Genomic DNA, 13,623 nt, shown 5'->3' on the forward strand with positions numbered 1-13,623 from the left:
GCGCACACCGTATTCCGCCCGCATTCGGAACGCACGCACGGTGCGCCCGAAGCGCCGCATGCGCCACTATCGAGACATGACCGGACCCACCGACCTGCCCACCCTCCCCGACGCCCGCTTCGCCGGATTGCTGGAGGAAGCCCGCGCGCTCCAGACGAAAACCGTAGAGCTCCGCCGGGAGATCCACCGGAATCCGGAGATCGGGCTCCACCTGCCGAAAACCCAGGCCTCGATCAAGGCGGCCCTCGACGGCCTGCCGCTCGAGATCATCGAGGGCAAATCGACCACTTCGCTGACCGCCGTCCTCCGCGGCGGGAAGCCGGGCCCGGCGATCCTGCTGCGCGGCGACATGGACGCGCTGCCGCTGCACGAGGACACCGGCCTCGACTTCGCCTCCGAGGACGACGGCGCGATGCACGCCTGCGGGCACGACACCCATATCGCGATGCTGGCGTCGGCCGCGCGGCTGCTCAGCGAGCACGTCGACGAGCTGGCCGGGTCGGTGGTGTTCATGTTCCAGCCCGGCGAGGAGGGCGAACACGGCGCGCGCCACATGATCCACGAGGGCGTGCTCGACGCCTCGGGCGAACGCGTCGAGAAGGCGTTCGGCCTGCACATCTTCACCCAGGTCGCGTCGGGCATCGTGCAGACCCGGCCTGGGCCGATCATGGCGTCGGCGAACAGCTTCCACGTCACCGTCACCGGCCGGGGCGGGCACGGCTCGGCGCCGCACCAGGCGATCGACCCGGTGCCGGCGGCGGCCGCGATGGTGAGCGCGCTGCAGACGATGGTGACCCGCAAGGTCAGCGTGTTCGAGCCCGCGGTGGTCTCGGTCACCCGGATCGAGGCCGGGACCACGACGAACATCATCCCGGAGACGGCGTTCCTGGAGGGCACGATCCGCACGCTGTCCGAGCGGACGCAGGCGTTCGTCCGCGAGGAGCTGCCGAAGGTGTGCGAGGCGGTCGGCGCGGCGCACGGCGTCCGCGTGAGCGCCGAAGTCCTCCCCGGCTACCCCGTGACGGTGAACGACCCCCAGGTCGCGGCGCGCGTGCTGGACCTGGCGGCCGAGGTCCTCGGCGCCCGCAACTCCGAGGTCATGGAGAACCCGGTGATGGGCGCGGAGGACTTCTCCTACGTCCTGCAGCGGGTTCCGGGCGCCTTCGCGTTCCTGGGCGCCTGCCCGCCCGACGCCGACCTGGCCACGGTCGAGGCGAACCACTCGAACCGCGTGGTCTTCGACGAGGACGCGATGGCCAACGGCGTCGCGATGTACGCCGCCTTCGCGCTGGACGCCCTTCGCTAGCCATTACACAACAGCGTTGATTTAATGGGTGGCATGAGCGATGACACCCTGGCCGTCCTGGCCGCGCAGGAGGAGCGCCTGGTCTTCCGCCGGTTCGACAACGAGACCGCGCTGGAGCTGGGCGCCCACCTGCTCGCGGCCGCACGGGACCGCGCCCTCCCGGTGACGGTCTCCGTGCGCCGCGGCGGGCAGCGGCTGTTCCACGCGGCGTTGCCGGGCACCTCGGCCGACAACGACGCGTGGATCGACCGCAAGAGCCGCGTCGTCGACCGGTACGGGCACAGCTCGTTTCTCGTCGGCGAGCAGTTCCGCGCGAAGGGCACGACGTTCGAGGCCGATTCCCGGCTCGACCCGGATCTCTACGCCGCGCACGGCGGCGTGTTCCCGGTGATCGTCGAGGGTGCCGGCCCGGTCGGCACCGTCGGCGTCTCGGGCCTGCCGCAGGCCGAGGACCACGCGTTCGTCGTCGAGCAGCTGGAGATCTTCCTCGCCGAACGGTCCTGATCGGGCTAGCGGCCGAGGCGCAAGGTGAGGAAGTCGGCACTGGGCGAGAGATCCGCGTAGTCGACCCGGTAGCCCCCGAAAGCCGCCCCCTCGGCCGCGACCACGTCCATCGTGAACGACACCGCCGGGCCGGTCGACGGCCGGGCGTAGGACATCGTCACGATCGCGCGCCCCGGCGAAGCACACATCTCCCCGATCGGGCACCGCTCGTCCAGCACCGCCAGATAGGCGAGGCGCAGGTCTTCGTCCGAAAGCACCGTCCAGGCGCCCAGGCGGAACGTGAACGCGTCGCCCAACGCCGGCGGGCCCCAGGAGGCGTTCAGGAACACGAGCACCAGACCGAACAGCACCAGTTTCGCCGGGGTCGCCCAGAGCCGCCGTCTTCGCATACCGGAAGTACGCGCGGACCGGCCCTCGAGGTTGCTTCGGACGGTTGTCCCGACCTTCGGGACGACCGTCCGGCACGTCTCCCGTGCTACCGTTGAATGTCACATCATATATCAGATAGGGCATGCCAGTGACCTCCTCTTCGCGCTTCGACGAGCGGAAACGGCGGCTGTCCGGGGTCGTGGCCATCCCGGTGACGCCGTTCGACGCCGACGGTGCCGTGGATCCGGACGCCTACGCGAAACTGGTGGACCGGGTGATCGACGGCGGGGCCGGCGTCGTGACACCGAACGGGAACACCGGCGAGTTCTACGCGCTGGACGAGGCCGAGACCCGGCTCTGCCTCGAGCTGACGGTCAAGGCCGCGGCGGGCCGGGCGAGCGTGGTCGCCGGAGTGGGGCACGACGTCCGGACGGCGATCGCCGCGGCGCGGCACGCCGCCGAAGCCGGCGCGGACCTGATCATGATCCACCAGCCGGTGCATCCGTATGTCTCGGCGGAGGGCTGGGTCGAGTACCACCGTGCCATCGCGGCGGCGGTCCCGGAGCTGGGTGTCGTGCCGTACGTGCGCGACGCGCGGATCGACGGCGAGCGGCTGGCGAGGCTCGCCGACGCGGCGGAGAACGTCATCGGGGTGAAGTACGCGGTGCCGGATCCGGTGCGGTTCGCGTCGGTGGCGCGGGACGCCGGGATCGATCGCTTCACGTGGATCGCCGGGCTGGCGGAGCTGTCGGCGCCGGGTTACTTCGCCGTCGGCGCGACGGGGTTCACGTCGGGTTTGGTGAACGTCGCGCCGTCGCTCTCGCTGGAGATGTTCCGCACACTCCGCGATGGTGACTTCCGCGGCGCGATGGCCTGCTGGGAACGCGTCCGGCCGTTCGAGGAGTTACGGGCCGCGGACGGCAACGCCAACAACGTGAGCGTGGTGAAGGAAGCGTTGGCACAGCTGGGTTTGTGCCGCGCCGACGTCCGTCCGCCGAGCCGCGCGCTGACCGGCGCGGAACGAGAGCGGGTCCGCGCGGCGCTGACGTTTTTCTGACCGCGTCCGCACCCACTGGGGCGGGTGCGGACACGGTGACAGGTCAGAGGTCGTGGCCATCGACGATCGCGGCGTGGCCCGGATGGGCGCCTCGGGGCGCGCTGGTGCGCGGCGGGCGGCTGCTCACCGGCGAGGCCGGTGGGACCATGAGCGCGAAGAACGATGTCTGGCCGGTGCTCCTGTCTCCGATCGATTCTCGCGACCGGACGGAACCGGGGGAAATTTCCCTCGATGTCTTCGACTGTACGCCAGATCGTGCAGCTTTGGTGAATTGCTTCCGCTCCGCCGCCGTGGAACACTGGAGGCAGGCCACGGAGCGACCGTGGCGTGTTGTGGTACCAGTGCCTCTTCTCGGCCGAACCAGACCCTTTCGGTGTTTGTGAACCCGTTGCTGGATTGTCCACTTTCACGAACCAGAACGGTGTGATGCACCATGACCTCCACACAGACGAGACAGGGCAGCGATTTCGCCGAACTGTCCAAATTGGTCAAAGACGCCGGCCTCCTCGACCGGCGCCGAAAGTTCTACGCGGTGAAGATCTCCTTGAACCTGCTGGCTTTCGCGGGCGGCTGGGTCGCCTTCGCACATCTCGGGGACTCTTGGTGGCAGCTGTTCCTCGCCGCGTTCTTCGCGATGATGTTCACGCAGCTGTCCTTCATCGGGCACGACGCCGGACACAAGCAGATCTTCCGCGGCCGCAAGGCGAACGACGTCACCGGTTTCGTCCACGGTGGACTGACCGGGCTGAGCTACGGCTGGTGGATCGGCACGCACACCCGCCACCACGCCAACCCCAACCACGAGGACGAAGATCCCGACGTCAACCTCGCCGCGCTCATCTTCACCAAGGCTCAGGGCACCGAACGGCGTGGTTTCCTGCGCTGGATGGCGAAATACCAGGCGTTCCTGTTCTTCCCGCTACTGTTGCTGGAAGGCCTGAACCTGCACGTTTCGAGCGTGACGGCGATGTTCCAGCGCGGGTTCAAGCGGCGGAAGCTCGAAGCGGCGCTGATGCTGGCCCACGTCGCCGCGTACCTGACCGCGGTGTTCGTCGTCCTCTCGCCCGGTGTCGGTTTCGTCTTCATCGCCGTGCACCAGTGCCTGTGGGGCGTGTACATGGGCTGCTCCTTCGCCCCGAACCACAAGGGCATGCCGACGCTGTCGGCCGGGCACAAGCTCGACTTCCTGCGCAAGCAGGTGCTCACCTCGCGCAACGTGCGCGGCGGCCCGGTGGTGGACTTCGCGCTCGGCGGGCTCAACTACCAGATCGAGCACCACCTCTTCCCCAGCATGGCGCGGCCGAACCTCAAGCACGCGCAGGTGATCGTGCGGGAGTTCTGCGCGAAGCACGGCATCGACTACGCGCAGTGCGGCTGGGCGGCGTCGTACGGCTACGTGCTCCGGCATCTGCACGAGGTCGGGGCGCCGCTGCGTGCTCAACCGGTGGGTGTCCGATGACCTCCTCCGTCCGCTCCCTCGGCGACGTCGTGACCGAGCCCGCCGCCGGCGACCGGTGCCCGAGCTGCCCGCATCCGATGTCCGCGCACGACGCGATCGCCCGCCGCTTCTGCACCGCGACCGCGGCCGGCGGCTTCAGCCGCGGCTGCACCTGCGCCACCAAACCCGAAACAACCGAATAGAGGATCACCATGAACGCCGACACCGTCCCCGTCTCCCGGTACGAGATCCGGGTGGACACCGTGAAGAAGATCGTCAACGAACACACCGACCTCGACAACGAGAAGGCGTTCGCACTGGCCGTGCACATGGTGCGGGCGCTCGACACCGTGCCGGAGCCCGTCCGCTAGGCGGTGTCCTTCCTGCCGCCTGGGTGGTCGTGGCCGGAGCATGACGCGAAAGCCACTTTCGCGACGTCTGACGTCCCGAAAGTGGCTTTCGCGACACCTGGGTGCGGAGACCGCCGGCACGCCCCCCAAGATCACCGCCCACGAGCGTGACCGGGGTTACCCGCGCGTTAACAAGGCGTCAGCGAGGTCTCGCGAAGCGTCAGGGAGACGTTGCCGGAACGGCCCCGCCGGGTCGATCGGAGTTGTGCTGACAAGGCACTGACCGATCGACGCGGAGGTAACCGTGACGCTCACCGAGCTCCTGCCCAGCCTCGGCTGCGAGGCCGCCGACCATCTCGAACCCGGGGTCTGGCCACGGAGCACCCGGCTCGGGCCCGGCGGGGAACTGCTGTTCGCCGGCGCGCCGGTGTCCCACCTCGCCGCGAGGTTCGGGACACCGGCGTATCTGCTCGACGAGGACGAAGTCCGCCAGAACGCCCGCGCCTACCGCAAGGCACTACCGGACGCCGAGGTGGCGTACGCGAGCAAGGCGCTGTGCACCCGCGCGGTCCTGCGCTGGGTCGCCGAGGAAGGGCTTTCCCTCGACACCTGTTCGGCGGGGGAGATCGCGGTGGCGCGGTCGGTCGGCTTCCCCGCCGAGCGGATCCTGCTGCACGGCAACGCGAAAACCCCCGAAGACCTCAAGGCGGCGTTGTCCTACGGCGTCCGCCGGATCGTGGTGGACTCGCTCGACGAGATCGAGCAGCTCGGCGCGCTGGCCACCGGCGCGCAGCAGGTGCTGATCCGCGTGACCCCCGATGTCGCGGCGGGCACGCACGCGGCGATCACCACCGGCACCGAAGGTCAGAAGTTCGGCTTCTCGCTGCGCGAGGAGGTCCGCGACAACCTCGGCCGGGCCGTCTCCGCGGTGCTCGCGCAGCCCGGGCTCCGGCTGGCCGGGCTGCACTGCCACATCGGCTCCCAGGTGTCGCGGGTGGATTTCTACGAACTGGCCGCCCGCAAGATGATCGGCGTGCTCGTCGCGCTCCGCGAGACCCATGGTGTCACCCTGCGCGAACTGGACCTCGGCGGCGGGCACGCCGTGCGTTATCTGCCCGGTGACCCGGGTTTCGACATCGACGGTTACGTACGCCGTCTGCGGGTCGCGCTCGCCTACGAATGCTCTTCGCACGGCTTCCCCCTGCCGAAACTGACGATCGAACCGGGCCGCGCCATCGTCGGCCCGGCGGGTATCACCGTGTACCGGGTCTGCGCGGTGAAACGCGGCTCGCGCACTTTCGTCGCCGTCGACGGCGGGATGAGCGACAACGCGCGGCCGGCGCTCTACGGCGCGGCGTACACCGCTCGCCTGATCGGCAGGCGCAGCCGTGCGGCCAGGCGGCCGATGACGGTGGTCGGGCGGCACTGCGAATCGGGTGACGTCCTCGCCGACGGGCTCTCGCTCCCCGACGACGTCCACCCCGGCGATCTGCTCGCCGTCCCCTGCACCGGGGCGTACCACCACTCGCTCGCATCGAATTACAACCTCGTCGGCAGGCCTCCGGTGGTCGGTGTTTCCCGAGGTCGGGCGACGCTGCTCGTCCGCCGGGAAACCGAGGAGGACCTGCTCGAACGCGATCTCGGCTGAGGCGCCGTCCGAAATCCTCGGCACCCGGCCTGTCACGCGACAGAATCCTTTGCCCTAAGGGGCAGAGAAAGAGAATCGCGACAAACAACTTAACGGCGGTAGCATTCTGGACATTGATCGATACGCTGCGCGACAAGAATCACATGCCGAAACAAAGGGAGGGACGGCATGGGTGACGAACCACGCGCGCAGATGGAGCAGCGCACGCCTAGAGGTTTGGACAATACCGATCGCACGCTGATCGCTCTACTGCAAGTCGACGGGCGGGCCTCGTTCACGGCCTTGGCCAAGGCCGTCGGGCTGTCGGAGGGCGCCGTGCGGCAGCGCGTCCAGCGGCTGCTGCGGGACGAGACGATGCAGATCGTCGCGGTCACGGATCCGGCGAACGTCGGGCTCGGCCGTCAGGCGATGGTCGGGATCCGGGTCCAAGGCGATCCGCGGGCGGTCTCCGACCAGCTCTCCGGATTGCCGGACGTCCACTACGTCGTGCTGACCGCGGGAGGCTACGACCTGCTCGCCGAGGTCGCCTGCCGGGACGACGAACACCTCTTGAGTGTGCTGAACGACGACATCCGGCCCATCCCGGGTGTCGTCAGCACGGAGACCTTGGTCTACCTGAAACTCGCGAAACAGACATACGCCTGGGGCAACCTGACCCGATGACGGCACGTCCCGTGCCATGAAAGGTCCCTTCCTCGCAGATTGCGCGAGGAAGGGACCTTTCATGGCGCTCGCGGGAGCGATCAGACGCAGCGCAGGAACGCGTCGGGAGTCCGCCGCCCGGAATCGAGACCGCGGAGGACTTTCGGCAGCGTCCCGCGGTACAGGACCCCGAGCCGCTGCGTCGCCCGCGTCAGCGCGACGTACAGTTCCGCCTCGCCGCTCGGGCCGTCCGCGAGGATCCGCTCCGGTTCCACCACCAGGACGGCGTCGTACTCCAGCCCCTTGGTCGCGGCGGGCGCGATCGCGCCGGGCGCTCCCGGCGGTCCGATGACGACCGACGTCCCCTCGCGACCCGATTCCTCGCGGACGAACTCGGCGATGGCCTCCTGGATGTCCACTTCGGACACTCGGCGCGCCCACGGCCGGACCCCGCACGAACGCACGGATTCCGGCGGAACGGCGCCCGGCGCGAAACTCGCCAGCAGCGAAGCCGCCACCGCCATGATCTCCGACGGCGTCCGGTAGTTGACGGTCAGCTTCCGGTACACCCAGCGATCGGCGACGTACCGCGAGAGCATCGAGTCCCAGGACCGGGCACCCGACGGCGACCGCCGCTGCGCGAGATCCCCGACGACGGTGAACGACCGGCTGGGACAGCGCCGCATCAGCACCCGCCAGTCCATTTCGGACAGTTCCTGCGCCTCGTCGACCACGACGTGACCGTAGGTCCATTCCCGGTCGGCGGCGGCGCGTTCGGCCAGATCCCGCTCGTCGCGCTCGGCGAACCGGTCGGCCAGTTCCTCGGCCATCAGCACGTCCGTCGGCCGCAGCGCGAACTCGTAGTCGTCGTGGTCCTCCTCGACCTCGACGATCTCCAGCACCCGCTCGGCGTACTCCCTCCGTACCCGCCGCTGCCGTTCCTCCGCCCGGCGCTCGGCCGTGCGGTCGCGGCCGAGCAGTTCGACGGCCTCGTCCAGCAACGGCACATCGGAGACCGTCCACGCGTCCGCGTCCTCGCGGAACAGCGCCGGATCGGCGCCGGCCGCCCGCAACCGCTCCGGCGAGGCGTAGAGGTCCGCGAGCAGCCGCTGCGGCGTCAGCGACGGCCAAAGGCGGTCGAGCACCGCGCGGAGCTGCTCGCTGGCTTCGAGATCACGCCGGGCGTTCTTCAGCATCTCCGGGCGCGTGTGCTCGTCGTCCGACGGCAGCCACCCCGCGCCGAGCCGGTCGACCGCGCGGGTGGCGAGCGCGGTGATCACCTCCTGCTCGAAGACGGCCTTCGCCTCGTTATGCAGCAGGCCGCTTTCCCTGGCCAGCTCGCGCGCCGCGACCGCGACCTCGGCGTCCAGCGGCACGGTGACGTCGTCGAGCTCGATCGGTTCCGCCTCGGCGGGCAGCTCCTGCCGGTCGGCCACCGCCGCCGAGACCACGTCCAGGATCGCCAGCGAGCCCTTGAGCCGCTGTACCGGCGGCGGATCCTCGCGTTCGGTGCGCAAACCGGCGACGAGGTCACCCGGCGTCGCGAAGACCACGCTGGTCTCGCCGAGCGACGGCAGGACACGGCCGATGTGGTCGAGGAATCCGCTGCTCGGCCCGACCACGAGCACGCCGCGCCGTTCCATGCGCTCGCGTTTCGTGTACAGCAGGTACGCCACCCGATGCAGCGCCACCGCCGTCTTCCCCGTGCCCGGACCGCCCTCCACGACGACGACGCCCGGGTGCGCCAGCCGGATGATCTCGTCCTGTTCTGCCTGGATCGTCGCGACGATGTCCCGCATCCCCTCGCCGCGCGGCGCGTTGACCGCGGCCAGCAGCGCCGCGTCGCCGCGTTCCCCCGCCGATTCCGGGCGGCCGAAGACCTCGTCGGCGAAGTCGCGGACGTCGCGGCCGAGGGTGCGGAATTGACGGCGCCGCGCCATTCCTTCCGGGGACGCGCCCGTCGCGCAGTAAAACGCGCGCGACGCCGGCGCCCGCCAATCGAGCACCAAAGGTTCGTAGTCGTTCTCTTCGTCGAAAAGGCCGATCCTGCCGACGTACGACCGTTCTCCCGAAAGGGCGTCCAACCGGCCGAAACAAAGACCTTCGTCGGCGATCTTCAGCCTCGCCATCTCGCGCGCCTTGGCACCGACCGACACCTCACGGTCGGAAAGCGCGAAGCCTTCTCCCCGCAGCGCACCGGCATACGCCTCCTTGACCCGCGCGCGTTCGGCGTCCAGCCGCCGGTAGAGCGACGCGACATACTGCCGTTCGGATCGCAATTCCTCGTCGTACCCCTGATTTGACAAGTTCCCCTCACAGCGGTTAGACTGACAACACATTCGGCGTACTGATCAGTGATTTTGATCAGGCGCCGATTTTTTATTGTCCACCGCTTGTCAAGAGGGACCCGGCATTCCCGGGTGAACGATCGTGCGCGATAATGGGGACGAACATCCGCCATTACCGCGCACAATCCGCTCAGCCGAGCATGAACTCGCGGGGGTCCAGCGCGCGCCCCACCACCCGGACGTCGCCGAGCCAGCCGTGGAACGCCTGCTCGACGATCGAGTCGTAGGCGTAGGCGCCGATCAGCCACGAGCCGCCGGGGTTCGCGATCCCCGCGGCCGGCGTCTTCGGATTCCGCAGCACCGGGCAGCCGTCGACGTAGAGCGTCGTCCGCCTGCCGTCGTTGACCGCGGCGACGTGGATCCACTCCTCCAGCTTCAGCTCGTGCCCCCAGCAGGTGGAGATCCCGTTCTGGTTCACCGGGAACACCGCCCACTGGAACGCCGCACCGTCCGAAAGGGACAGTGTGGCCGAAGGCTCGCCGGGATCGTCGCCGGTCTTGCCCGCCTTGCCGCCGGAGCCCTGCCTGCCGAAGATCGCGGCCCAGGCGTGCTTGCCGTCCTTGAAATCCGCCGGCAGTTTGACGAACGCCTCGACGGTGTAGCCGCGCGCGAACGTCTCCGCGTTCATCGGCGCGGAGTCCGCCGTGCGCAGATAGCCGCCGCGAGCCGGTTTCTTGCCGCCGTCGAACCGGAGGCTCGACCTCGACGGCTGCCGTCCGGAGAACTCGCCGGAGAACCGCAGCGCCTCGGGCGCGCTGCCGGGCAGGGTCACGCGGACCAGGTCGTTGCCGCGCCCCGAAAGGTCACGCACCCCATCCACGGGGACGCCCTCCCGGCCCTCGAATCGCCAGTAGGCCACGGTCCCGCGGACCAGCTGCCGTTCGGCGGGCCGCGCGGGCGGGACCGGGACCGGCGCGAACCCGGCGAACCTCGACTCGAAGTCGATCTCCAGGCTGAAGTAGTCGGCCGGGCCGGTCCGTTCGATCTCCTGCCGTTGCAGCTCGTTCAGCCGTGGCGCCTGGTCCGCCAGCCACGGCGAGACGGTGCGGACGTCGATCACGTTGCGCGCGAGGTCGAACCGGTAGAGCCGGATCATCGCGCTGCCGCCGTAGTAGCGGTCCTGGTAGTTCGTGATGTGCAGATGGACGTCGTGGCCCGCCTTGTTCCGCTTCACCGTGCGGCCCGGCGGCCAGTAGTGCCCGTTGAGGGTGAGGAAGATCTGATCGTTCCCGTCGATCAGCTCGTCCCACACCTTCTGCCCGAATTCCGAGAACTGTGCCTGTCCCGCGTCGTCGGCCCATACCAATTCATGGATGGTCAGAATGGCCGGGAGCCGCGGATTCCGCGCGAGCACCGACCGCGCCCACTCCAGCCCGCCCGCCGACGGCCGCCAGTCGAGCGCGAGCAGCAGCCACTCGCGGCCGCCCGCGCGGAAGACGTGGTGGCTGTTGTAGCCGTCCGGGCTCGCGCCGCGGAAGGTCCGCGAACCACGCTGCCGGTGCGGCCCGAACGCGTCCAGGTACGGCGTGCGGCCGCGCTGGTCGTCGGTGGAGGACTTGATGTCGTGGTTGCCCGCCAGCGTGCTGTACGGGAACCGGCGCCGGTCCAGGTGCTGGAACGAGCGGCTGATCTGCTCGAACTCGCCGGGCTGCCCGTTCTCGGTGAGGTCGCCGAGATGCGCCAGGAAGACGATGTTCTCGTCGCCACCGGTGACGTACCGCAGGGTGGCGTCCAACGGCGCGGGGTCACCACGGTCGGCGTCGAAGAGGTACTGGGTGTCGGGCAGCACCGCGAGGGTGAAGCGGCCGTCTTCGAAGTCCGGGCCGTGATGGCCGAAGGTCGCCGAAGCGGCGGGAGCACCTAGCGCGGGTAACGCGGAGACCGCCGCACCGGCGCCGAGCAGGCCCGCGCCGCGCAGGAAGGTCCGTCTGGATGAGTCGTTCACGGCCGCAACCTACGGTCGCGGAGGCAACGCGTCCTCCAACCGCGGATGAACACTTGCCCCGCTCGGTAGCTTCGTGCCATGGGGAACGTCAAACGCTGGCCCGTGCTCGCCGGGGTCGGTGTGGTGGTGGCCGCGGCAGGCTGGTGGATCGTGGACGAGATGCCGTCGGTGGACGACGCCGTCGCGCGTGAGGCGCTGCCGCCGATCGACGAACATCTGCGCTCGCTCGCCGGCGCCCGGGAGGCGGGAATCCGCTGGGTATGCACGCAGAAGGTGATCGAGACCCGGCCGGACGGCGAACGGGTCAAGATCGGCCTGGTCGCGAGCTGCGACGAGGTCGAAAAGGAAGGCGACGGGCTGGTCACGCGCGGCGGATTCCGCCGTCAGCCGATGGTCTATCGCGTCGAACGCACCCCCGGCGGGTACCGGGTGCTCGACCGGAAGGTCGCGGTGGACGGGGCGGGCTACTCGCCTTCGGTCAAGGAGATGTTCTCGTGGGTCGGCGCCCGCCGGGTGCTCGACGGCGCGAGCCCGGACGACCCTCGGAACGTGTCGGCCGCCGCCTTCGGCCTGCCCGAAAGCACCCCGGTGCGCGCGGGACGGTGATCAGTCGCCGTTGCGGTCGATCTTCTTCGGCACCACGAACCACATGACGACGAACAGCACCGCCGTCACCACGCCGAGGATCGTCATCGCGATCGGGCCGAAGACGACCTTGGCGATGAGCGCGACGGTCGTCGTGATGGCGGCCGCGAGGCAGCCGAGCCCGACCAGGACGGACCTGTTGCCGACGGTGAGGATCCGCTCACGGTTCCCGGTGCGGAAGAGCAGCCGGTGCCACGCGGCGGGCGCCGTCAGCAGCACCGTCGAGCAGACCGTGAGCAGGACCGCCGTCAGATGGACGGATTTCTCGAACCCGCTCGCCTGGTGGAACTCGTCGGTGAACACCACCGTGAGCAGGAAACCGAAGAGGATCTGGACACCGGCCTGCGCGACCCGCAGCTCCTGGAGGAGCTCACTGACGTTGCGGGTCAGGCGTTCGTTCTTCGTCTCGCCGGTGTGCTCGACCATTCAGCGGCTCCAAGACCATCGGTTGACGCCTGACCTTTTCATGCCAGCCGAGCGAAGTCACTGACACCACCACCACGGCGAGGCCCAGCCACTGAGTACCCGACAAATCGGCGTTCAAGCACAATACGCCGATAACGGCCGCCGTGACGGGGAACGCCAACTCCGCGAGCGTCGCCCTGGCGGCCGGGGTCGACCGCAGGCCCAGGTAGTACAGGCTCAACGCGAGCAGGCCCGGGACCAGCGCCAGCAGGCCGAGCCCGAGCGCGTTGTCCCAGCCCACGGCGAACTGGCCGCCCTGGTAAGCGACGATCCCCGCCGAGACCGGCAGCCCGACCGTGAAACGCAGCGTGGTGACCTCCTTCGGCGCCAGCTCGGTGGACAGCAGCCGTCCGAGCACCGTGCCCGCCGCCCACAACGCGGCGGCGCCGATCGCCAGCAAGGCCGCCTTCGCCGCGGCGACCTGGATGTTCAGCGGATCCTTGAAGGCCAGCAGCCACGCACCGAGCAGCGCCGGGATCGCGAACAAGGCGTATCCCGGGCGGACCCGCTCACGGAGCACGAAATACGCCGCCAGCACGGCGAACACCGGCTGGAGCTTCTGCAGCACCAACGGCGTCACGGGGTCGCCCAGTTTGAAGGCCGCGGTGAACATCGCCGTCGCGAGCGCGGAGGACCCGCCGCCGATGGCGAGCACCGCCAGCCATTCCCGCGGGCCGGTCCGGCGCAGCGCCCGGATGGCGCCGGGGATGAGGGGGCTCAGCACGAGCACGACCAGCAGGTGCTCCCAGAAAACGACCGTGGCCGCCGGGAGGGCTTCGGCGAGCGGAAGCCTCAGAAGTCCGTCGGTGCCCCAAAGAGCGGCGGCGACCGCGACCAGCCAAGTGCGATCCGGAGGGTTGCTACTCACATTTCCTGCCCATAGTTTGAGAATGATCGCCCGACCGA

At 69.4% G+C, this 13,623-nt stretch carries 14 protein-coding genes; 9 read left to right on the top strand and 5 right to left on the bottom strand.

The window, feature by feature from the left end:
• Positions 1-76: 76 nt before the first annotated feature.
• Positions 77-1,306: a M20 metallopeptidase family protein gene (locus NQK81_RS23650; protein ID WP_257483302.1), complete on the top strand. Its 1,230-nt coding sequence runs from the start codon at positions 77-79 to the stop codon at positions 1,304-1,306.
• Between the two features lie 33 nt (positions 1,307-1,339).
• Positions 1,340-1,810 carry a heme-degrading domain-containing protein gene (locus NQK81_RS23655; protein WP_257483303.1) on the top strand — a complete coding sequence of 157 codons (471 nt, stop codon included), beginning with the start codon at positions 1,340-1,342 and terminating at the stop codon, positions 1,808-1,810.
• A gap of 5 nt (positions 1,811-1,815) precedes the next feature.
• Here the strand turns inward: NQK81_RS23655 and NQK81_RS23660 are convergent, their stop codons facing one another.
• Entirely contained in the window at positions 1,816-2,199 is a 384-nt protein-coding gene (locus NQK81_RS23660; protein WP_257483304.1) for a hypothetical protein, read from the bottom strand.
• 122 nt (positions 2,200-2,321) lie between these two features.
• Here NQK81_RS23660 and NQK81_RS23665 point away from each other — a divergent pair, with 122 nt between their 5' ends.
• The 6 genes from NQK81_RS23665 (at position 2,322) to NQK81_RS23690 (ending at position 7,335) form a co-directional block, all read left to right on the top strand.
• The gene (locus NQK81_RS23665; RefSeq protein ID WP_257483305.1) at positions 2,322-3,236 is read left to right on the top strand and encodes a dihydrodipicolinate synthase family protein; all 915 of its coding nucleotides are present in this window, start codon (positions 2,322-2,324) and stop codon (positions 3,234-3,236) included.
• A gap of 433 nt (positions 3,237-3,669) precedes the next feature.
• Positions 3,670-4,695: a fatty acid desaturase family protein gene (locus NQK81_RS23670; RefSeq protein WP_126737542.1), complete on the top strand. Its 1,026-nt coding sequence runs from the start codon at positions 3,670-3,672 to the stop codon at positions 4,693-4,695.
• The gene (locus NQK81_RS23675; protein ID WP_126737541.1) at positions 4,692-4,877 is read left to right on the top strand and encodes an RGCVC family protein; all 186 of its coding nucleotides are present in this window, start codon (positions 4,692-4,694) and stop codon (positions 4,875-4,877) included. Before NQK81_RS23670 ends, NQK81_RS23675 begins: the two co-directional genes overlap by 4 nt.
• Positions 4,878-4,886: 9 nt before the next feature.
• Positions 4,887-5,045: a DUF6307 family protein gene (locus NQK81_RS23680; RefSeq protein WP_185927419.1), complete on the top strand. Its 159-nt coding sequence runs from the start codon at positions 4,887-4,889 to the stop codon at positions 5,043-5,045.
• Between the two features lie 283 nt (positions 5,046-5,328).
• Positions 5,329-6,672 (top strand): diaminopimelate decarboxylase, encoded by a 1,344-nt coding sequence (lysA, locus tag NQK81_RS23685; protein WP_257483306.1) that lies wholly within the window; start codon positions 5,329-5,331, stop codon positions 6,670-6,672.
• A 168-nt stretch (positions 6,673-6,840) separates the two neighbouring features.
• The gene (locus NQK81_RS23690; RefSeq protein WP_005167158.1) at positions 6,841-7,335 is read left to right on the top strand and encodes an Lrp/AsnC family transcriptional regulator; all 495 of its coding nucleotides are present in this window, start codon (positions 6,841-6,843) and stop codon (positions 7,333-7,335) included.
• 80 nt (positions 7,336-7,415) lie between these two features.
• On the opposite strand, the gene helR is transcribed toward NQK81_RS23690, so the two are convergent.
• Complete coding sequence (gene helR / locus NQK81_RS23695) at positions 7,416-9,620, bottom strand: RNA polymerase recycling motor ATPase HelR (RefSeq protein ID WP_306855991.1); 2,205 nt, start codon at positions 9,618-9,620, stop codon at positions 7,416-7,418.
• Positions 9,621-9,792: 172 nt separating this feature from the next.
• Positions 9,793-11,607: a LamG-like jellyroll fold domain-containing protein gene (locus tag NQK81_RS23700; RefSeq protein ID WP_257483308.1), complete on the bottom strand. Its 1,815-nt coding sequence runs from the start codon at positions 11,605-11,607 to the stop codon at positions 9,793-9,795.
• Positions 11,608-11,685: 78 nt separating this feature from the next.
• On the opposite strand from NQK81_RS23700, the gene NQK81_RS23705 reads away from it, so the two are divergent.
• Positions 11,686-12,213 carry a hypothetical protein gene (locus NQK81_RS23705; protein ID WP_257483309.1) on the top strand — a complete coding sequence of 176 codons (528 nt, stop codon included), beginning with the start codon at positions 11,686-11,688 and terminating at the stop codon, positions 12,211-12,213.
• Here the strand turns inward: NQK81_RS23705 and NQK81_RS23710 are convergent, their stop codons facing one another.
• Entirely contained in the window at positions 12,214-12,678 is a 465-nt protein-coding gene (locus tag NQK81_RS23710; protein ID WP_126737536.1) for a DUF6328 family protein, read from the bottom strand.
• Positions 12,623-13,585, bottom strand: a complete 963-nt coding sequence (locus tag NQK81_RS23715; RefSeq protein WP_126737535.1) for a DMT family transporter — start codon at positions 13,583-13,585, stop codon at positions 12,623-12,625. The genes NQK81_RS23710 and NQK81_RS23715 overlap by 56 nt, the downstream gene beginning before the upstream one ends.
• Positions 13,586-13,623: the final 38 nt, after the last annotated feature.

It is taken from the genome of Amycolatopsis roodepoortensis (assembly GCF_024628825.1).
GTDB lineage: Bacteria > Actinomycetota > Actinomycetes > Mycobacteriales > Pseudonocardiaceae > Amycolatopsis > Amycolatopsis roodepoortensis.

Bases quoted from the DNA above. Each gene is read 5' to 3' on its own strand.
- NQK81_RS23675 (WP_126737541.1), top strand. From the start codon at position 4,692: ATGACCTCCTCCGTCCGCTCCCTCGGCGACGTCGTGACCGAGCCCGCC.
- NQK81_RS23660 (WP_257483304.1), bottom strand. From the start codon at position 2,199: ATGCGAAGACGGCGGCTCTGGGCGACCCCGGCGAAACTGGTGCTGTTC.
- NQK81_RS23650 (WP_257483302.1), top strand. From the start codon at position 77: ATGACCGGACCCACCGACCTGCCCACCCTCCCCGACGCCCGCTTCGCC.
- NQK81_RS23665 (WP_257483305.1), top strand. From the start codon at position 2,322: ATGCCAGTGACCTCCTCTTCGCGCTTCGACGAGCGGAAACGGCGGCTG.
- NQK81_RS23655 (WP_257483303.1), top strand. From the start codon at position 1,340: ATGAGCGATGACACCCTGGCCGTCCTGGCCGCGCAGGAGGAGCGCCTG.
- NQK81_RS23690 (WP_005167158.1), top strand. From the start codon at position 6,841: ATGGGTGACGAACCACGCGCGCAGATGGAGCAGCGCACGCCTAGAGGT.
- NQK81_RS23705 (WP_257483309.1), top strand. From the start codon at position 11,686: ATGGGGAACGTCAAACGCTGGCCCGTGCTCGCCGGGGTCGGTGTGGTG.
- NQK81_RS23670 (WP_126737542.1), top strand. From the start codon at position 3,670: ATGACCTCCACACAGACGAGACAGGGCAGCGATTTCGCCGAACTGTCC.
- NQK81_RS23680 (WP_185927419.1), top strand. From the start codon at position 4,887: ATGAACGCCGACACCGTCCCCGTCTCCCGGTACGAGATCCGGGTGGAC.
- NQK81_RS23710 (WP_126737536.1), bottom strand. From the start codon at position 12,678: ATGGTCGAGCACACCGGCGAGACGAAGAACGAACGCCTGACCCGCAAC.